This window comes from Williamsia deligens, from assembly GCF_024171765.1.
GTDB classification, from domain to species: Bacteria; Actinomycetota; Actinomycetes; order Mycobacteriales; family Mycobacteriaceae; genus Williamsia_A; species Williamsia_A deligens.
Genome location: NZ_JAMTCI010000002.1, coordinates 236082 through 255023, shown reverse-complemented (window position 1 = coordinate 255023; position 18942 = coordinate 236082). Strand labels below are relative to the sequence as shown.

Annotated in this window: 17 protein-coding genes and 1 pseudogene; 17 read left to right on the top strand and 1 reads right to left on the bottom strand. The window is 72.2% G+C overall.

Annotation, left to right across the window (positions count from 1 at the left end):
• The first annotated feature begins 70 nt into the window (after window positions 1–70).
• From LX14_RS15465 to aroB, 11 genes and pseudogenes are all read left to right on the top strand, one after another.
• Window positions 71–964 carry a transglutaminase family protein gene (locus LX14_RS15465; RefSeq protein WP_253648561.1) on the top strand — a complete coding sequence of 298 codons (894 nt, stop codon included), beginning with the start codon at window positions 71–73 and terminating at the stop codon, window positions 962–964.
• Between the two features lie 96 nt (window positions 965–1060).
• Window positions 1061–2191: a hypothetical protein gene (locus LX14_RS15460; protein WP_253648240.1), complete on the top strand. Its 1131-nt coding sequence runs from the start codon at window positions 1061–1063 to the stop codon at window positions 2189–2191.
• Window positions 2192–2204: 13 nt separating this feature from the next.
• Complete coding sequence (locus tag LX14_RS15455) at window positions 2205–3632, top strand: replication-associated recombination protein A (RefSeq protein WP_372505403.1); 1428 nt, start codon at window positions 2205–2207, stop codon at window positions 3630–3632.
• Between the two features lie 112 nt (window positions 3633–3744).
• Complete coding sequence (gene alaS, locus LX14_RS15450) at window positions 3745–6414, top strand: alanine--tRNA ligase (RefSeq protein ID WP_253648238.1); 2670 nt, start codon at window positions 3745–3747, stop codon at window positions 6412–6414.
• Window positions 6411–6899 (top strand): Holliday junction resolvase RuvX, encoded by a 489-nt coding sequence (gene ruvX, locus LX14_RS15445; protein WP_253648237.1) that lies wholly within the window; start codon window positions 6411–6413, stop codon window positions 6897–6899. Before alaS ends, ruvX begins: the two co-directional genes overlap by 4 nt.
• A complete protein-coding gene (locus LX14_RS15440) occupies window positions 6896–8674 on the top strand; it encodes an endolytic transglycosylase MltG (RefSeq protein ID WP_253648236.1) in 1779 nt (592 codons plus the stop codon). The genes ruvX and LX14_RS15440 overlap by 4 nt, the downstream gene beginning before the upstream one ends.
• Entirely contained in the window at window positions 8665–9519 is an 855-nt protein-coding gene (locus tag LX14_RS15435; protein WP_253648235.1) for a shikimate dehydrogenase, read from the top strand. The genes LX14_RS15440 and LX14_RS15435 overlap by 10 nt, the downstream gene beginning before the upstream one ends.
• A gap of 96 nt (window positions 9520–9615) precedes the next feature.
• A complete protein-coding gene (locus tag LX14_RS15430; protein ID WP_253648234.1) occupies window positions 9616–9999 on the top strand; it encodes a prepilin peptidase in 384 nt (127 codons plus the stop codon).
• A 79-nt stretch (window positions 10000–10078) separates the two neighbouring features.
• Window positions 10079–11299 carry a chorismate synthase gene (gene aroC / locus LX14_RS15425; protein ID WP_308214125.1) on the top strand — a complete coding sequence of 407 codons (1221 nt, stop codon included), beginning with the start codon at window positions 10079–10081 and terminating at the stop codon, window positions 11297–11299.
• A 62-nt stretch (window positions 11300–11361) separates the two neighbouring features.
• A pseudogene (locus LX14_RS15420) lies at window positions 11362–11835 on the top strand (shikimate kinase); the annotation flags it as partial.
• Window positions 11836–11904: 69 nt separating this feature from the next.
• Window positions 11905–13020: a 3-dehydroquinate synthase gene (gene aroB / locus LX14_RS15415; RefSeq protein WP_253648559.1), complete on the top strand. Its 1116-nt coding sequence runs from the start codon at window positions 11905–11907 to the stop codon at window positions 13018–13020.
• 37 nt (window positions 13021–13057) lie between these two features.
• Here the strand turns inward: aroB and LX14_RS15410 are convergent, their stop codons facing one another.
• A complete protein-coding gene (locus tag LX14_RS15410; protein ID WP_253648233.1) occupies window positions 13058–13543 on the bottom strand; it encodes a B-4DMT family transporter in 486 nt (161 codons plus the stop codon).
• A gap of 83 nt (window positions 13544–13626) precedes the next feature.
• On the opposite strand from LX14_RS15410, the gene LX14_RS15405 reads away from it, so the two are divergent.
• The 6 genes from LX14_RS15405 to LX14_RS15380 all read left to right on the top strand — a co-directional run bounded on the left by LX14_RS15405 (window position 13627) and on the right by LX14_RS15380 (window position 18900).
• Window positions 13627–14727: a M24 family metallopeptidase gene (locus LX14_RS15405; protein ID WP_253648232.1), complete on the top strand. Its 1101-nt coding sequence runs from the start codon at window positions 13627–13629 to the stop codon at window positions 14725–14727.
• A gap of 70 nt (window positions 14728–14797) precedes the next feature.
• Window positions 14798–15361, top strand: coding sequence for an elongation factor P (gene efp / locus LX14_RS15400; protein WP_253648231.1), 564 nt, complete (start codon window positions 14798–14800; stop codon window positions 15359–15361).
• 31 nt (window positions 15362–15392) lie between these two features.
• Complete coding sequence (gene nusB, locus LX14_RS15395; protein WP_253648230.1) at window positions 15393–15875, top strand: transcription antitermination factor NusB; 483 nt, start codon at window positions 15393–15395, stop codon at window positions 15873–15875.
• A gap of 128 nt (window positions 15876–16003) precedes the next feature.
• On the top strand, window positions 16004–16621 hold the full coding sequence (gene pyrR, locus LX14_RS15390) for a bifunctional pyr operon transcriptional regulator/uracil phosphoribosyltransferase PyrR (RefSeq protein ID WP_308214124.1): 618 nt from the start codon (window positions 16004–16006) through the stop codon (window positions 16619–16621).
• Window positions 16621–17562 carry an aspartate carbamoyltransferase catalytic subunit gene (locus LX14_RS15385; RefSeq protein WP_253648229.1) on the top strand — a complete coding sequence of 314 codons (942 nt, stop codon included), beginning with the start codon at window positions 16621–16623 and terminating at the stop codon, window positions 17560–17562. The genes pyrR and LX14_RS15385 overlap by 1 nt, the downstream gene beginning before the upstream one ends.
• On the top strand, window positions 17563–18900 hold the full coding sequence (locus tag LX14_RS15380) for a dihydroorotase (RefSeq protein WP_253648228.1): 1338 nt from the start codon (window positions 17563–17565) through the stop codon (window positions 18898–18900).
• Window positions 18901–18942 lie beyond the last annotated feature (42 nt).

The following is an 18942-nucleotide window of genomic DNA, read 5'->3' as shown; positions in this document are numbered from 1 at the left end:
CGCCGCGGCCCCGCACTCCGCCGCGACGGAGACCGCGCTCCCGGTCACGGCCGGGACCCGGCGTTACGCCGTGACCCACCGGACCACCTACGACTACGACGCCGTCGTCGGTGCGTCCTTCGGCCGGTGCCATCTGCTGCCCCGCGACATGCCCGGCCAGCGTGTTCTGCGATCGGCCGTCACCGTCGATCCCGAACCGGCCGACCGGTCGACCGGCGTCGACGTCTTCGGCAACGCCGACACGTACTTCCACGTCCGCACGCCGCACCGACGCCTCGAGGTGACCGGGACGTCGCTCGTCGAGGTCGACCCGATCCCGCCGGACCTCGTGGAGCGCGGCGTCGCCCTCGACCCGTGGGAGGACCACCGGCCCGGCGCGACCCGCCACCCGCGGTCGGTCGTCTACGTCCTCGACCTCACGCCGCCGGAGATCACCGAGGCCGTGCACGAGTACGCCGAGGGCGTCCTGACGCCGGGGCGGCCCCTCATCGACGTCGTGCGCGACCTGACGACCCGCATCAACACCGACTTCACCTACCGGTCCGGGTCGACCGCGGTCAGCACCCGTGTCGACACCGTCATGGCGCGCCGCGAGGGCGTGTGCCAGGACTTCGCCCGTGTGGCCGTCGCCTGTCTGCGCAGCAGGGGACTCGCCGCGCGGTACGTCTCCGGGTACCTCGCCACCGAACCGCCCCCGGGGCGGGAGCGCGTCGTCGGTGCGGATGCGAGCCATGCGTGGGCCGCGGTCGGCACCTCCGACGGCCGGTGGATCGCGTTCGACCCCACCAATGACACGCTGGTCGGTGAGAGGCACGTCACAGTTGCCTGGGGACGTGACTATGATGATGTTCCGCCGCTGCGTGGCGTGATCTACACCGACTCGACGTCGAGCACGATCTCGGTCTCGGTCGATGTCGCCCCGCAGCCGCCGACGCCCGACAACCGGGCGGACGCCCGCACGTAAGAAGAGCCGTGCGGGTCACTGGGCCCGTCGACTGCGAACGGACGCGACACCGCGCGAGCGGGGGCGTCGCTGTCGCGTTGGGTAGGTTGAACACCGATGACCGTGATCACCGAACCGCGCCTCGCCGGCGCCGTCGCGACCGCAGAGCGCGTTCTCAGCTCGCGAGCCGGCGTACAGGTGGGTCTCACCGATCCGGAGGATCTCGGGGGCAGCGGTCGCACCGACGTGGTGCGTGTGCGCGTCGCCTCCAACCCCGTGACCATGGACCGGACCCTGGTGGTCAAGGTCTGGCCGACCGACGAGCCCGGCGACGCGTTCGCCCGTGAGCTCGCGTCGTACAAATACGCCACCGCGCTCCCGACGCCGTCGCGTCCCGGCCCGCATCTCATCGCGTTCGACCACCGTGCCCGGGTCATCGTCCTGAGCGACCTCGGCCACGGCCGGTCGATGTCCGACCTGCTCGCCGGGGCCGATGCGGACTCCGCGGCCCGCGCGGTCAGTGCCTGGGGCCAGGCCCTGGGTCGCATGCACGCCGCCACCGTCGGCGGCGAACAGGACTTCGCCGCGCTGCTGCGTCATGGGCCCGACCGCAGCACCGCCGAATCGCTCGCCGTCCACCTCGACGCCGGGGTGTCCCAGGCGCCGTTGATCCTCACCGAGGTGCTGGGTGTCGGAGCGGTCCCGGAATTCGTCGACGTCCTGCGCCGCGGCGCGGACCTCGTCCGCGAGGGGGAGCACCGCGCGTTCAGCCCGTCGGACGTCGGCCCGCCCAACATCCTCATCAACGACGCCGGCGTGCAGTTCATGGACTACGAGTGGGGCGGCTTCCGCGACGCCACCCTCGACATCGCGTACGCGATGCTCACCTGCGTCGGCGATCTGGCCCCCGGGCTGCGCAGCCGCCGCGACGACCTGACGACGTCCATGGTCGACGCCTGGCGGTCGGAGGTGCAGTCGATCTGGCCCGCACTCGGCCATGACGGCGAACTGCACCGCAAGCTCATCGTCGCCCGCACCCTGTGGGTGTGGATGTCGACCCTGTGGCTGCTCCCGGTCGACCTCGGCGACGACAGTCATGCACGTGGCCTGGCCCTGCGCACCGGCGATCCGTCGCTGGTCGTCGGCCGGTGGCGCGATCTCGTGGCGGCGGCCCGGCGTGCGGCGCCCGACATCGCCGACTGCGCCGAGTCGATCGCCGAGGCGCTGGACGCGGCCTGGCTCCGGTGAGACCGCACGGCGGGTGCCGGTGAGCGACCGCGACACGCTCGACGGCACCGACGACCAGGGTCTCTTCGACGCCCCTGCCGCGCCCGGTGACCCGCTCCCGGCCGCGTCGACCCCGGCGGCCCCGACGTCGGGACCGCTCGCGGTCCGGATGCGACCGGGATCGCTCGACGAGGTCGTCGGACAGGGACACCTGCTCGCGCCCGGATCCCCGCTACGACGCCTCATCGACGGCTCCGGAGCGGCGTCGGTGCTGCTCTACGGCCCGCCCGGCACGGGCAAGACAACGCTGGCGTTCCTCATCTCGTCGGCCACCGGACGACGGTTCGTCGCGCTGTCGGCGCTGTCGTCGGGGGTGAAGGAGGTGCGGGCGGTCATCGAGACGGCCCGCCGCGCCCTCATCGCCGGCGAACAGACCGTCCTGTTCATCGACGAGGTCCATCGCTTCTCCAAGACGCAGCAGGACGCGCTGCTCGACGCCGTCGAGAACCGCATCGTCCTGCTCGTCGCGGCGACCACGGAGAACCCGTCGTTCTCGGTGGTCGCGCCGCTGTTGTCCCGGTCGCTGGTGCTGCAGCTGACCCCGCTGTCCGACGACGACCTGCGCGTCGTGCTCAGCCGCGCCGTCGACGACCCGCGGGGCCTGGACGCCCGGGTGTCGGTCTCGACGGAGGCCCTCGACCACATCGTCGCCCTCGCCGGCGGCGACGCGCGCCGCGGCCTGACGGCCCTGGAAGTCGCCGCGGCCGCCGCGCAGGACCGCGCCGACGGGAGCGGGACACCCACGGTCGAGCTGCCCGACGTCGAGTCCGCGATGGACCGCGCCGCGGTGCGCTACGACCGGGACGGTGACCAGCACTACGACGTGACCAGCGCGTTCATCAAGTCGATCCGCGGCAGCGACGTCGACGCCGCGGTGCACTACCTGGCCCGGATGATCGCCGCGGGGGAGGACCCCCGCTTCATCGCCCGGCGGCTGATGATCCACGCCAGCGAGGACATCGGGATGGCCGACCCGACCGCGTTGCAGACGGCGGTCGCCGCCGCGCAGGTGGTCGCCCTCGTCGGGATGCCCGAGGCCAAGCTCGCGCTGACCCAGGCGACGATCCACCTCGCCACCGCCCCGAAGTCGGGCGCCGTCGTCGCGGCCATCGGTGCGGCGATGTCGGATGTCGGCGCGGGCAAGGCGGGCGCTGTCCCCGCGCATCTGCGCGACGGCCACTACGCGGGCGCGGCCGCCCTCGGCAACGCGCAGGGCTACCGCTATCCGCACGACGACCCGGGCGGCGTGCTCCCGCAGCAGTACCCACCCGACGAGCTGGTCGGCGTCGACTACTACCACCCCACCGACCACGGCAACGAGCGGTCCATCGCCACGCGGGTCGAGAGACTGCGGGCCATCGTGCGCGACACGTGGGGCGGGAGTGGACGGTCGCACCGGTAGGGTGGACTCGCTCTGCCGGGCCCACCTGGGCGACCGGCGCCCCCGTGGCCGCAGTGACGGCCGGACTCCACGTCCGGGGTGGGCACCATGCGGACAGTGAGGACCACAGAAGGTGCAGACCCACGAGATCAGGAAGCGATTCCTCGATCACTTCGTCGCGGCCGGTCACACCGAGATCCCGAGTGCCTCCCTCGTCCTCGACGACCCCAACCTGCTGTTCGTCAACGCCGGGATGGTGCCGTTCAAGCCGTACTTCCTCGGCGAGCGCACCCCGGAGTCCCCCCGCGCCACCAGCATCCAGAAGTGCGTCCGCACCCTCGACATCGAGGAGGTGGGCATCACCACCCGCCACAACACCTTCTTCCAGATGGCGGGCAACTTCTCCTTCGGCGACTACTTCAAGCGTGAGGCGATCGCCTTCGCGTGGGCACTGCTGACGAACCCCGTCGCCGACGGCGGCTTCGGCATCGACCCGACCCGACTCTGGCCGACGGTCTACCTCGACGACGACGAGGCCGAGGCGATCTGGCGCGACGAGATGGGTGTGCCGTCCGAGCGGATCCAACGCCGCGGCATGAAGGACAACTACTGGTCCATGGGTGTCCCCGGTCCCTGCGGCCCGTGCTCGGAGATCTTCTACGACCGCGGACCGGAGTACGGCGTCGAAGGTGGCCCCGAGGCCGACGAGGACCGCTACATCGAGATCTGGAACCTCGTCTTCATGCAGAACGAGCGGGGGGAGGGCACCACCAAGGACGACTACCCGATCCTCGGCCCGCTGCCGCGCCCGAACATCGACACCGGCATGGGTGTCGAGCGCGTGGCGACGATCCTGCAGGGCGTCGACAACGTCTACGAGACCGATCTGCTCAAGCCCGTCATCGACACCGCGGAGCGACTGACCGGCCGCACGTACGGTGCCGGCGGCGAGGACGGGCACGCCGCCGACGTGCGCTTCCGCGTCATCGCCGACCACGCCCGCACCGCGGTGATGCTGATCTCCGACGACATCACGCCGGCCAACGACGGGCGCGGGTACGTGCTGCGGCGACTGCTGCGTCGCATCGTCCGCTCCGCGCGCCTCCTCGGCGCCGAGCAGCCGACGATGGGCGACTTCGTCGACACCGTCATCGCGACCATGTCGCCGTCGTATCCCGTCCTCGCCGAGAAGGCCGCGTCGATCCGCGCCACCGCGGTGGCCGAGGAGCAGGCGTTCCTCGGGACGCTCGCCGCCGGATCGAGACTCTTCGACGACAGGGCCACCGCCACCCGGGAGGCCGGACGCACGGTGATCAACGGCACGGACGCGTTCACCCTCCACGACACCTACGGCTTCCCGATCGACCTCACCCTCGAGATGGCGGCCGAGGCCGGACTGTCGGTGGACGAGCAGGGGTTCGCCGACCTGATGCGCGAGCAGCGGCAGCGCGCCAAAGCCGATGCGCAGGAGAAGAAGTCGGGTCACGCCGACCTGTCCGTGTTCCGCGAATTCCTCGACCGCGGCCCGACGGAGTTCACCGGCTTCGACGAGCTCGTCAGTGACGCAACGGTTCTCGGTCTGGTGACCGGGACCACGACGGTCCCGGTGGCCACCGCGGGCGCCACCGTCGACGTCATCCTCGACCGCACGCCGCTCTACGCGGAGTCCGGCGGCCAGACCGCCGACGTCGGCTCCATCTCGACGTCGGCGGGAGCGCGGGCGCGCGTCACCGACGTCCAGAAGGTCGCCAAGTCCGTGTATCGCCACAGGGTGACCGTCGAGGCGGGGGAGTTCGCCGTCGGAGACACCGTCCTCGCGAGCGTCGACCCGCAGCACCGCCGTGGCGCGACCCAGGGCCACTCCGGCACCCACCTCGTCGGCGCCGCGCTGCGGCAGGTACTGGGTTCCGGTGCGACGCAGGCGGGTTCGCTGAACCGGCCGGGATACCTCCGATTCGACTTCCGGGCGAACGGTCCGTTGGACGAATCCCAGCGCGCCGAGGTCGAGGACATCGCCAACGCCGCGGTCGAGTCCGACCACGAGGTCCACACGTTCGAGACCGGCCTCGACGAGGCCAAGGCGATGGGCGCCATGGCGCTGTTCGGGGAGAACTACGGCGACCGCGTGCGTGTCGTCGAGATCGGCGGGCCGTTCTCCATGGAGCTGTGCGGCGGTACCCACGTCGGGTCATCGGCGCAGGTGGGCCCGGTCACCCTGATCGGGGAGTCGTCGAACGCATCCGGCGTTCGCCGTGTCGAGGCCTACGTCGGACTGGACTCCTACCGGCACCTCGCCCGCGAGCGCGCGCTGTTGGCTGCGGTCTCGTCGACGCTGAAGGTCCCCGGCGAGGACGTCCCCGACCGCGTCGCGACGCTCGTCGAGCGGTTGCGTGACGCCGAGAAGAGTCTCGAGAAGCTCAAGGCGGAGGCCGCGCGCGCGTCGGCGTCGTCGGTCCTCGACGACGCCGTGCGTGTCGGCGACACCCTGGTGGTGGCGGCGCGCCTGGCGGACGGTCTGACCGGGGGCGATCTGCGGTCGCTCGCGACCGACCTGCGGGGGAAGCTCGGCGGGGAACGGGGCGTCGTCGCCCTCTTCTCTGTCACCGACGGCAAGGTGCCGTTCGCGGTCGCCGTCACGCCCGCGGGACGGGACGCCGGACTCTCGGCGGGTGCGATCGTCGCAGATGTGGCCCCCGTCGTCGGGGGACGCGGCGGCGGCAAGCCGGATCTCGCTCAGGGCTCGGGGACCGACCCCGGCGGGATCGACACCGCCGTGACCCGCGTGCGACGGGCCGCCGGGTGAGTGGACCGGTGGCGTCCCACCCCCGAGGTCGTCGACTCGCCGTCGACGTGGGGAGTGTGCGCATCGGCGTCGCCACATGTGATCCTGACGGGATGCTGGCGACACCGGTCGAGACCGTGCCCCGTGTCGGCGACGGACGCGATCTGCGTCGACTCGCCGACCTCGTGACGGAGTACGACGCCGTCGAGGTGATCGTCGGCCTGCCGCGCAACCTCCGCGGGGAACACGGCCCGGCCGCCCAGGCGGTCACCGCCTTCGCCGACAGCCTGCGCACCCGAGTCGACCCCGTGCCGGTGACGATGCACGACGAGCGCATGACCACCGCGGTGGCGGGACGGGCACTGCGTGCCGGGGGCCGGACGTCGCGACAGCAGCGCGCGATCATCGACCAGGCCGCCGCGGTCGAGATCCTGCAGTCCTGGCTGGACCAGCATCTGCGCCGACCCCACGACCGTGACGACCTGACCGGGACCGTCGACCGATGAGCGACAACCCGAACCGTCACCACCGGCGCCCCACCGACGGGGACACCGCCGACGGCCGTTTCCTGCCCCGGGTCGAGCCCGGCGCACACCCCCACGCCCACCGCAGGGCCCGCCCGGGACCCGACGACGGCGGCCCCCCGCGTGCACCCCGCCCGCGGATCCCGAGGGAGAACCAGGCCGGCACAGGCCGACAGGTCCCCGTCGACCCCTACGCGGCCGGGTGGACGGAGCCGCGCCGCGCCCGGCCCGAGGTGATCCCGCCCGCCGAACCCGCCGGTCTCGACCCCCGCGCCCGCGCCGACAGTCCCGCCTATCGCGACGGCGCCACCCCGCGCCGCGACGAGCAGTGGGAGCGCCCGCTGCGCGGGCAGCAACGCGACGTGTCGACCTCCGACGCTGTCACTCGCAGTTGGGCCCCGGTCGATCCCCGCGTCCGTGACCCCCGCGTCGACGACACCGAGGCCCGCGGTGCCCGGTTCGACGACACCGAGGCGCGCGACAGACGCGCGTTCGCCCCGCCCGAGACGGACGGGGGCCCGACCGCCCCCCCGCTCGACCGCACGGTCGACGACCGTGACCGTCGCGGTGCCGGTGACCGCCCACGCCGCCGTGGAGGCGCCGCCACCGCCCGCACGCGCCGCCGCCGCCGTCGTGTCGCGCTCGCCGGGGTCCTCGTCGTCATGGTCGCCCTCGTGTGCGGACTCGGGTACGCCGGACTGCGACTGACCGGGTTCTTCGTCGACGACGAGGACTTCAGCGGCAGCGGTGGGCGCGGGGACGTCCTGGTCCAGATCCCCGACGACGCCTCGCTGACGCAGTTTGGCCAGATCCTCACCGATCAGGGCGTCGTCGGCAGCGTGCGCGCGTTCACCGACGCCGCCGACGGCAAGCCCATCTCGGCCGGCTTCTACAAGCTGCGGACCCACATCTCGGCCTCGTCGGCGGTGTCGATGCTCGACGGCGACGACAACCGCGTCGGACGGTTGGTGATCCCCGCCGGACGCCAACTCGACACGAAGCAGTCCTCGGACGGGTCGGCCACCACCGGCATCTTCGCGATGCTGTCGCAGGCGACGACCGTCACCATCGACGGGAAGCGTCGCGGCGTCACCGCCGAGCAGCTCGCCCAGGCTGCGGCGACCGCGAGCCCCGCCGACCTCGGTGTGCCGTCGTGGGCGACCGACCGCGTGCAGCAGCTGACCGGCGACCACCGCCGCATCGAGGGACTGATCGCGCCGGTCGCGTGGGAGGCGATCGACCCGTCCCTGTCGCCGACCGCGATGCTGCGCTACCTGATCTCCACCAGCGCTGGATATTTCGAGCGGTGGGGTCTCACCCGTGAGGGCAGCAGCGGGCTCGACCCGTACCAGACGCTGGTCGCGGCGTCGGTGGTCGAGAAGGAGGTCGCTGACCCCGCCGACTACGGCAAGGTCGCCCGCGTCATCGTCAACCGCCTGGCGAAGAACCAGAAGCTGGAGATGGACTCGACGGCGAACTACACCGCCGCGGTGGTCAACATCGACGTGTCCGGCGACGCCTACACCGCGGACACGAAGTGGAACACCTACCGCGTCACCGGGCTGCCGGCCACCCCGATCGGCTCGGTGGGGGAGAACGTCGTCGCCCCGACCGTCGACCCGCCGGCGGGCAACTGGTTGTACTTCGTCGCGGTCGACGCGCAGGGCACCACCGTCTTCACCGACGACTACCAGCAGCACCTGCGCAACCGTCAGCGCGCCTGCGACAACAAGGTGCTCTCCGTCGGGTGCCAGTGAGCCGTACCCCCGAGGTCGCAGGCGGATCCGTGCGGCACGCAGCGGTCCTCGGTCACCCGATCGACCACTCGCGCTCGCCGGATCTGCACCTCGCGGCATACCGGGCGCTGGGTCTGGACGGGTGGACCTATGACCGCATCGACTGCACCGAGGACCGCCTGCCCGCGCTCGTCGACGCTCTCGACGAATCGTGGGTGGGGCTGTCGGTGACCATGCCGGCCAAGGTGGCCGCGCTGCGACATGCCGATACCACGACCGATCGGGCGCGACTCGTCGGCTCGTCGAACACGCTGGTGCGGACCGCATCCGGTGGATGGCACGCCGACTGCACCGACATCGACGGTGTCACCGGCGCTCTCGCCCGGATCGGGGTCACCGACCTCACGAGTCGCGACGCGATCCTGCTCGGGGCCGGCGGGACCGCTCGCCCGGCGCTCGCCGCGCTGCACGCCGCGGGCGTCGCCGAGGTGGGCGTGGTCGTCCGGGACGCTGCACGCGCGGGGGACCTCCGACAGCTCGCCGACGATCTCGGCGTCGCGGTCGTCGTCCTGCCGTTCGAGGATGCGCCCGAACTGCGCGACCGGTGCGCGCGGGCCGGTGTCGTGGTGAGCACCGTGCCCGTCGCTGCTGCCGCCGTGATCGCCGACGCCGTCGCGTCGACGACGCACCTCGTCGACGCCATCTACGACCCGTGGCCCACACCGCTGGCCTCCGCGGTGGAAGCGGGCGGCGGTGTGGTCGCCGGAGGTCTCGTCATGCTGGTGAACCAGGCGTACGCACAGGTGGAGGCCTTCACCGGACGACCTGCACCCCGGGCCGAGATGGCGGCTGTCGTCGGCCTCTGAGCCGCACTGTCCCCAGAACCGACTCCATCCCCAGGATCACGTCCCCGGGCGCGGCAATCCGTCGCGGTGTCCCGTCGGACGCCGCACGATCCCGGGGTGGAGATCCCCGTCGTCGCGTGGCTGCTGGTGCTGTCCGGGACCGACCTGCGGGAGCAGCGCCTCCCCAACGCGCTGACCCTGCCGGGTGTCCTCGCGGCCCTGTCGGGCGCCGCTGGGGACACGTCCGTCGCGCTCGCGGTGCTCGTCGCCGTCACGCCGTATGCGGTCGCCTTAGCGGTGCGCGGATGCGGCGCGGGGGACGTGAAGCTCGCGGTGGTGGTCGGGGCACTCGCAGGTGACCCGCTGAAAGCGTCCGGCGCCGTGGTGCTGGCCGCGGTCCTGACCCTGGTGGCGGCGCCCGTCGCCGCCCGCGCCCGCGCCGGCCGCGGCATCGCGCACGGTCCGGCGATGGCCGCGGCGGTGCTCGTGGTCGGTCTGTGACCGGCGGCGTCCGCCGTCCGCGTCGTCGCAGGCCCCGCGCGATGCGGGAGTGCCGCGTGGGTCGTGGGATGATGGCGACGTGTTGCGCTGGATCACCGCCGGAGAATCGCACGGACCCGCCCTCGTCGCCCTCGTGGAGGGGATGGTGGCGGATGTCGCCGTGACCTCGGACGACGTCGCCGCCCAGCTCGCCCGTCGCCGCCTGGGCTACGGCCGCGGCGCACGGATGAAGTTCGAGGCCGACGCCGTCAGCATCCTCGGTGGCGTGCGGCACGGACGCACCCAGGGCGGACCGGTCGCCATCCAGATCGCCAACACCGAGTGGCCCAAGTGGGAGACGGTCATGGCGGCCGACCCCGTGGACCCGGCTGAGCTCGACGGGATCGCGCGCAACGCGCCGCTGACCCGCCCGCGCCCCGGCCACGCCGACTACGCCGGGATGCTGAAGTACGGCTTCGACGACGCCCGGCCCGTGCTGGAGCGGGCCAGCGCGCGGGAGACCGCGGCCCGCGTCGCCGCCGCGACTGTCGCCCGCAACTTCCTGCGTCAGGTGGTGGGCGTGGAGATCCTGTCGCACGTCGTCACCATCGGCGCGTCGGAGCCCGTCGACGCCCCGGCGCCCGGTCCGGCGGATCTCGACCGCATCGACGCGAGCCCGGTCCGTGCCGCTACCCCCGAGGCGGAGGCGGCGATGATCGCCGAGATCGAGGCGGCGAAGAAGGACGGCGACACCCTCGGCGGTGTCGTCGAGGTGATCGCCACCGGCCTGCCGATCGGACTCGGCTCCCACGTCAGCGGTGAGCAGCGCCTCGACGCCCGCCTGGCCGCCGCGCTCATGGGCATCCAGGCGATGAAGGGTGTGGAGGTCGGCGACGGCTTCGCCACCGCCCGTCGCCGCGGCAGCCGAGCACACGACGAGATGGTCCCCGGTCCCGACGGCGTCCTGCGGTCCACCAACCGCGCGGGTGGACTCGAGGGCGGCATGACCAACGGCGAGGACCTACGGGTGCGCGTCGCCATGAAGCCGATCTCGACGGTGCCGCGCGCGCTGTCGACGGTGGACATGGCCACCGGCGAGCAGGCCTCGGCCATCCACCAGCGCTCCGACGTCTGCGCGGTGCCCGCCGCGGGCGTCGTCGCCGAGGCGATGGTCGCCCTGGTGCTCGCGCAGGCCGCGCTGGACAAGTTCGGTGGGGACTCCGCGCGGGAGACCGCCGACAACGTCGCCCGCTACCGCGCCGCCGTGGCCGAGAGAACCGCTGTCCTGGCCGCCGAGGCGGCCGTGCACGCCGACCTGTGACCGTCCCGGATCCGGGAGCCGGCGGCACCGCCGGTCGACCGCGGGTCGTGCTCGTCGGGTTCATGGGTGCGGGGAAGTCCACCGTGGGCGCGGCGTTGGCGCGGATCTGGGGCAGCGACTTCGTCGACACCGACGCGGAGATCGTCCGGCGGACCGGCCGCACGGTCGAGCAGATCTTCGCCGACGACGGCGAGCCGGGGTTCCGGGCCGTCGAACTCGACGTGATCGCCGACGTCCTGGCCCGTCACGACGGTGTCGTCGCACTGGGTGGGGGTGCGGTCACCACGGCCGCCGTGCGTGACCTGCTCGCCGACCACCGTGTCGTCCACCTCGACGTCACCCCGGAGGTCGGGTACGCCCGCGTCCGCGGGAGCGACCGACCCCTGCTCCGCACGGCGCCCTCCGACGGCGCACCCGATGACGGTGCGGCGCAGCGGTATGCCGATCTGCTCGCCGCACGGGCGCCGCTCTACGCCGCCGTCACCGACCACCGCGTGGACACCACCGGCACCGCCGAGGAGATCGCCCGCGGCATCGTCGAGGAGATCGACCGACGCGACGGCCACGACAGCGTCGCCGCACCCACCCCAGCAGGAGGCACAGCCATGTCGACACCCGAACCGGTGCGCATCCACGTCGCGACCGCGGACCCCTACGACGTGGTGATCGGCCGTGGGCTGCTCACCGATCTCGTGGCCGCCGCGGCGGGGGCGTCGCGGGTGGCGATCCTCTACCAGCCGCCGCTCATGCAGACGGCCGAGGCGGTGCGCGAGGCGCTGGCCGCCGCCGGCCTCGACGCGCACCGGGTGGAGATCCCCGACGCCGAGGCCGGCAAGGACCTCGCCGTCGCCGCCTTCTGCTGGGAGGTGTTCGGCCGCATCGGCATCACCCGCAGCGACCTCGTGGTCGGACTCGGCGGGGGAGCGGCGACCGATCTGGCCGGGTTCGTCGCGGCCACGTGGATGCGCGGGGTACCGGTGATCCACCTGCCCACCACGCTGCTGGGGATGGTCGACGCCGCCGTGGGCGGTAAGACGGGTATCAACACCGACGCCGGGAAGAACCTCGTGGGGGCGTTCCACGAGCCGTCGGCGGTGTTCGTCGACACCGGGACCCTCGAGACGGTGCCGCACAACGAGATCGTGGCCGGGCTCGCCGAGGTCATCAAGACCGGGTTCATCGCCGACCCCGAGATCCTCGACATCATCGAGGCCGACCCGGCCGCCGCGACCGACCCCACCGGTCCGGTCCTGCCCGAGCTCATCCGGCGATCGGTCCAGGTGAAGGCCGACGTCGTCGCAGCCGACCTCAAGGAGTCGTCGCTGCGGGAGATCCTCAACTACGGCCACACCCTCGGCCACGCGATCGAGCGTCGGGAGAAGTACCGCTGGCGCCACGGGGCGGCTGTCGCGGTCGGCCTGGTCTACGCCGCCGAACTCGGTCGACTGGCCGGTCGACTCGACGACGCGACCGCCGATCGCCATCGCAGCATCTGCGAACTGGTCGGGCTGCCGACCACCTACGACCCCGATGCGTTCGGCGACCTGCTGGCCACCATGGGCGGGGACAAGAAGAACCGTGCCGGGATGCTGCGATTCGTCGTCCTCGACGGACTGGCGAACCCGGGACGGCTCGAGGGCCCGGATCCCGGGCTGCTCGTCGCCGCCTACTCGGCGGTCGCGGGGAGCGCGACGCAGGGCTCCACGGGGATCCTGCTGTAGGACGGAGCCGGCAGGAGGACCCCGGAACCCCGGAGACTCAGGCGTTCTGCTTCTGCAGGCTGGGCCGGGTCTCCTCCGGCTGGTCACCCTGCTGGCGACGGCGCTGACGGCGGGCGAGGAAGCGGCCCACCGCGGCGCCGACCATCGCGGGCAGGAACACCAGCAGTGCGGTGAACGAGCCCCCGGCGAACAACTCGATGAGAAGGCTGTTCCGGCCCATGCCGGCGAAGACGTAGTTGGCCAGCGCCCACCCGATCACGCCGGCGAGCACGCCCGCGAGAAGGCCGGCCTTGAGCCACCGCATCGTGAGGTCGGCGTAGTCGTCGGGGTCGTCGTGGGCGCGCCCGTCGACGATCCCGTCGATGCCGCCCCAGATGAGGGGGATCAGGACGACGGCGGCGACGGCGATCGTCTTCCACAGCAGCCCGTGCAACGGGCTGTGCACGATGGCCATCCCGAGCAGGACACGAGCGACGATGTGGACGGCCGCCAACGGCAGTCCCCGGAGCAACCACGACACCATGGCGCGAAGCGTAGCCCACGGACACACCCGTGATGTGCTGCACCACACACTCGGCGGCGGGGCATCCCGGTAGCGTTGCGTCGATGATCGACCCGACGACCACCCACCGCGCCCGGCGCGACCTCCTGCGCACACGGCTGCAGCAGGTGGGTGCCGACGCGATGCTCGTGTCGGACCTGATCAACGTGCGCTACCTGTCCGGTTTCACCGGGTCCAACGCCGCCCTGGTCGTCACCCCGGAGCCCGCGGGGGACCTCATCGCCACCGACGGGCGCTACACGACCCAGGTGGGGGAGCAGTCGCCGGACCTCGAGGCCGTGATCGACCGTGCCTGCGCGGCGGCCCTGCTGGGTCGGGTCGGGGGCTCGGGGACCACCGTCGCGGTCGAGGAACACGCGCTCACGGTCACGGCGTGGCGGGCGCTGGCGGAACTCGCCGAGTCCGACGGGGGTCGTCTCGTCGCCTCGGGTCGGCTCGTCGAGGACCTGCGCATGATCAAGGACGACGACGAGATCGCCCTGCTCCGCGAGGCCTGCATGATCGGGGACACCGCACTCGCCGCACTCGTCGACGACGGTGTCCTCGTCCCGGGCCGTACCGAACGCGAGGTCGCCCGGGCGCTCGAGTTCGGCATGTACGCGGCCGGCGCCGACGACATCGCCTTCGAGACCATCGTCGCGACCGGGGCGAACTCGGCCATCCCGCACCACCGACCCACCGACGCCGTCCTGCGTGCCGGGGACTTCGTGAAGATCGACTTCGGGTCGGTCGTCGGGGGCTACCACTCGGACATGACGCGCACCTTCGTGCTCGAGCACGCGGCGGACTGGCAACGGGAGATCTACGAGCTGGTGGCGGCGGCGCAACGGACCGGACGCGAGGCACTGCACCCGGGAGTCGACGCCGCGGGCGTCGACGCGGCGGCGCGGACGGTCATCGCCGACGCGGGTCACGGCGAGCACTACGTGCACGGACTCGGCCACGGGGTGGGTCTGCAGATCCATGAAGCGCCGTCGATCGGCGCCACCGCGACGGGTACACTCCCATCCGGTGCTGCAGTGACCGTCGAGCCCGGTGTGTATCTCCCCGGCCGAGGCGGGGTGCGTATCGAGGACACCCTGGTCGTCCGCGAGGACGGCGCAGAGCTGCTCACCACCACCGACAGGACATTTCGGATCGTCTAGTCCGTGCGCTCTGCGCGGTACCAGCGGTCATGTGCCCGCGTGACGGGCGAGAAGGAGCGAGGCTTCACCAGTGGCGACCACCGCGGATTTCAAGAACGGTCTCGTGCTGCGCATGGACAACCAGCTGTGGCAGATCCAGGAGTTCCAGCACGTCAAGCCGGGCAAGGGCCCCGCGTTCGTGCGGACCAAGATCAAGAACGTCCTCAGCGGCAAGATCGTCGACAAGACGTTCAACGCCGGCGTGAAGGTCGAGACCGCGACCGTCGACCGCCGCGACATGACCTACCTCTACAACGACGGCACCGACTTCGTCTTCATGGACTCCGAGAACTACGAGCAGGTGTCGGTGAGCCCGTCCACGCTCGGCGGCGGTGAGCGCTTCCTGCTCGAGGGCATGAAGGTTCAGGTCGCCATGCACGAGGGTCTGCCGCTGTACGTCGAGCTGCCCGTGACCGTCGAGGTCGTCGTCGCCCAGACCGACCCGGGCGTCCAGGGCGACCGCTCCACCGGCGGCACCAAGCCCGCGACGTTGGAGACCGGCGCGGAGATCCAGGTGCCGTTGTTCATCAACACCGGCGACAAGCTCAAGGTCGACTCGCGCGACGGCAACTACCTCGGGCGCGTCAACTCGTGATCGCCGCCGCCCGGCGCACCCCGCTGCTCCCGTGAAGAAGCCCGGCACACGGCACCGCGCGCGCAAACGCGCGGTGGACCTGCTCTTCGAGGCCGAGGCGAAGAACGTCTCCCCGGTCGACCTCGTCGCGGAGCGCCGCGAACTCGTCCGTGACGACGAGAGCATCGGTGTGGTGGCCGAGTACACCGAGCGCATCGTGACCGGCATCGCCGCGGACGGACCGCAGATCGACGCCGTCCTGCAGTCGCACCTCAAGGAGTGGACGCTGCCGCGTCTGCCCGCCGTGGACCGGGCGATCCTCCGGCTCGCCGCGTGGGAGCTGTTCAACACGGTCGACGTCCCGCCGGTCGTCGTCGTCGACGAGGCCGTCGAACTCGCCAAGGAGCTCTCCACCGACGACTCACCGGGTTTCGTCAACGGGGTGCTGGGTCGCATGGTCCATCTCGCGCCACAGGTCCGTGCGGCCGCTGCCGCCGGTGCGCCGTCGGGGGAGACCCCCCACACATCCGCCTGATCGCGCACCCCACGACCTCCGGTCGCCTCGCGCGCGCTGCTATCGTGATGCCCGCCGGACACCGTCCGGCACAGACAGACATCCTTTAACGATCCGTCCCGTGAGGCGGAGAAGGAGGTCTCCCTTCGGTGAGCCCATCGCCCTCCGGTACGTCCCCGGCCTCGTCCGGCGGCGCGTCCCGCGTCCTGCTCGACGCCTCCGACGTCACCCGCACCGTGGCCCGCATGGCGCACCAGATCATCGAGAAGACCGCGGTCGACTCCGCCGACGCCCCGCGCGTCGTGGTCCTCGGCATCCCGACCCGCGGCACGATCCTCGCCCAGCGGCTCGTCGAGCGCATCGCCGAGTTCTCCGGCGTCCGACCGGGTGTGGGCTACCTCGACATCACGCTCTACCGCGACGACCTCCGCGGCCGGCCGCACCGCCCGCTCGAACGGACGTCGGTGCCGGCGGGCGGCATCGACGGTGCACTCGTCGTCCTCGTCGACGACGTCCTCTTCTCCGGACGCACGGTCCGCGCCGCGCTCGACGCCCTGCGGGACCTCGGCCGACCGGCCGTCGTCCAGCTCGCGGTCCTCGTCGACCGCGGGCACCGCGAGCTGCCGATCCGCGCCGACTACGTCGGCAAGAACATCCCCACCGCCCGGTCGGAGGACGTGGGCGTGCGGTTCTCCGAGCACGACGGTGTCGACGAGGTCCTCATCACCGGTGACGCGGCGCCGGCCGGCACGGTCGGGACGGTGTGATGCGTCATCTCCTCGGCGTCGACGACCTCGACGCGACCTCGGCGGGCGAACTCCTCGACGACGCCGAGCGATTCGAGCAGGCGCTCCTCGGCCGGGAGGTGCGCAAGCTCCCGACCCTGCGTGGGCGCACGGTCATGACGATGTTCTACGAGAACTCCACGCGCACACGGGTGTCCTTCGAGGTCGCCGGCAAGTGGATGAGCGCCGACGTCATCAACGTCAGCGCCTCGAGTTCCTCCGCGGGCAAGGGGGAGTCGTTGCGCGACACCGCCAAGACGCTGCACGCGGCGGGGGCCGATGCGCTCGTCGTGCGCCACCCCGCATCGGGTGCGGCACACCAGATCGCCCGCTGGACCTCCGAGGACGGTCCCGGGCCCGCGATCATCAACGCCGGCGACGGCACCCACGAACACCCGACGCAGGCACTTCTCGACGCCCTCACCCTCCGGCAACGCCTCGGGACGCTGGAGGGCAGGCGGATCGGCATCGTCGGCGACGTGCTGCACTCGCGGGTCGCCCGCTCCAACGCGCATCTGCTGGCGACCCTGGGGGCGACGGTGGTGCTCGTCGCCCCGCCGACGTTGCTGCCCGTCGGTGTCGAGCAATGGCCGGTGCAGGTGAGTCATCACCTCGACGCCGCCCTGCCGAGCCTCGACGCCGTGATGATGCTGAGGGTCCAGGCCGAGCGGATGACCGGCGGGTTCTTCCCGTCGGCCCGCGAGTACTCGATCCGCTACGGACTGTCCGACCGGCGCCTGGCGCTCCTGCCCGACGACGCCGTCGTGCTGCACCCCGGTCCGATGCTGCGCGGCATGGAGATCGGGTTCTCCGTGGCCGACTCGCCCCGCGCGACGGTGCTGCAACAGGTGACCAACGGGGTGCACGTGCGGATGGCCGTGCTCTTCCGACTGCTGGTCGGGACCGACGGGGAGGTGGGCTAGATGGCTGACGCCACCGACGGCGACACGAGGGTGTCGTTGCTGCTGCGTGCGGTCCGACCGTACGGCGAGGGCGACCCGGTGGACATCGCCGTCCGCGACGGGGTGATCGTGGCGATCGGTGCCGGTCTCGACGTCGAGGCCGACGAGGTGGTCGACGGCGCGGGCGGCGTCGTCCTCCCGGGCTTCGTCGATCTGCACACGCATCTGCGCGAGCCGGGCCGCGAGGACACCGAGACGATCGAGACCGGTTCGGCCGCAGCGGCTCTCGGGGGGTACACCGCGGTCTTCGCCATGGCCAACACCGACCCGGTCGCCGACACCGCAGTCCTCACCGACCACGTGTGGGCGCGCGGGCAGCAGGTCGGCCTGGTCGACGTCCACCCGGTCGGCGCGATCACCGTGGGTCTGGGAGGGGAGAGGCTCGCCGAGCTGGGCGCCATGGCCGACGGTGTCGCCGGGGTCCGAATGTTCTCCGACGACGGCAAGTGCGTGCACGACCCGCTGCTCATGCGCCGGGCCCTGGAGTACGCCCGCGGGCTCGACGTCCTCATCGCGCAGCACGCCGAGGAGCCACGGCTCACCGTCGGCGCGATCGCCCACGAGGGGCCGCAGGCATCGCGTCTCGGACTCGCCGGGTGGCCGCGGTCGGCCGAGGAGTCGATCGTCGCCCGCGACGCCATCCTCGCCCGCGACGCCGGCGCCCGCGTACACATCTGTCATGCGTCGACGTCGGGCACGGTGGAGCTGCTGCGGTGGGCGAAGGCGCAGGGCATCGCGATCACCGCCGAGGTGACACCGCACCATCTGCTCCTCGACGACTCGCGGCTGCAGACCTATGACCCGGTGAACAAGGTCAACCCGCCGCTGCGGGAGTCGTCGGACTGCGCGGCGCTGCGGGCGGCCCTCGCCGAGGGTGTGATCGACTGCGTCGCCACCGATCACGCCCCCCACGCGGCGCAGGACAAGTGCTGCGAGTTCGCCGTCGCACGACCGGGCATGCTCGGCCTGCAGACGGCCCTGTCGGTGGTGGTGGCCACGATGGTCGCCCCCGCGGACGGCGGTGCCCCCGGGCTCGACTGGCGCGGCGTCGCGCGCGTGATGAGCGAACGGCCCGCGCAGATCGTGGGCCTGCCCGACCAGGGCCGACCCGTGGACGTCGGGGAACCGGCGACCCTGACCGTGGTCGACCCCGACGCGTCGTGGACCGTGCGGGCCGACGACCTCGCGAGCATCGCCGAGAACTCGCCGTTCGACGGCATGACGCTGCCCGCCCGTGTGACCGCCACGGTCCTGCGCGGACGGATCACGGCGTTCGACGGGAAGGTGCGACCACTGTGACCAGCGTGCTCATCGTCGGGGTGGTCCTGCTCGCGTGGATCG

Coding starts and splice junctions, on each gene's coding strand:
- aroB (WP_253648559.1), top strand. CDS start 11,905: ATGTCGACACCCGAACCGGTGCGCATCCACGTCGCGACCGCGGACCCC.
- LX14_RS15460 (WP_253648240.1), top strand. CDS start 1,061: ATGACCGTGATCACCGAACCGCGCCTCGCCGGCGCCGTCGCGACCGCA.
- LX14_RS15440 (WP_253648236.1), top strand. CDS start 6,896: ATGAGCGACAACCCGAACCGTCACCACCGGCGCCCCACCGACGGGGAC.
- LX14_RS15380 (WP_253648228.1), top strand. CDS start 17,563: ATGGCTGACGCCACCGACGGCGACACGAGGGTGTCGTTGCTGCTGCGT.
- LX14_RS15405 (WP_253648232.1), top strand. CDS start 13,627: ATGATCGACCCGACGACCACCCACCGCGCCCGGCGCGACCTCCTGCGC.
- LX14_RS15385 (WP_253648229.1), top strand. CDS start 16,621: ATGCGTCATCTCCTCGGCGTCGACGACCTCGACGCGACCTCGGCGGGC.
- LX14_RS15410 (WP_253648233.1), bottom strand. CDS start 13,543: ATGGTGTCGTGGTTGCTCCGGGGACTGCCGTTGGCGGCCGTCCACATC.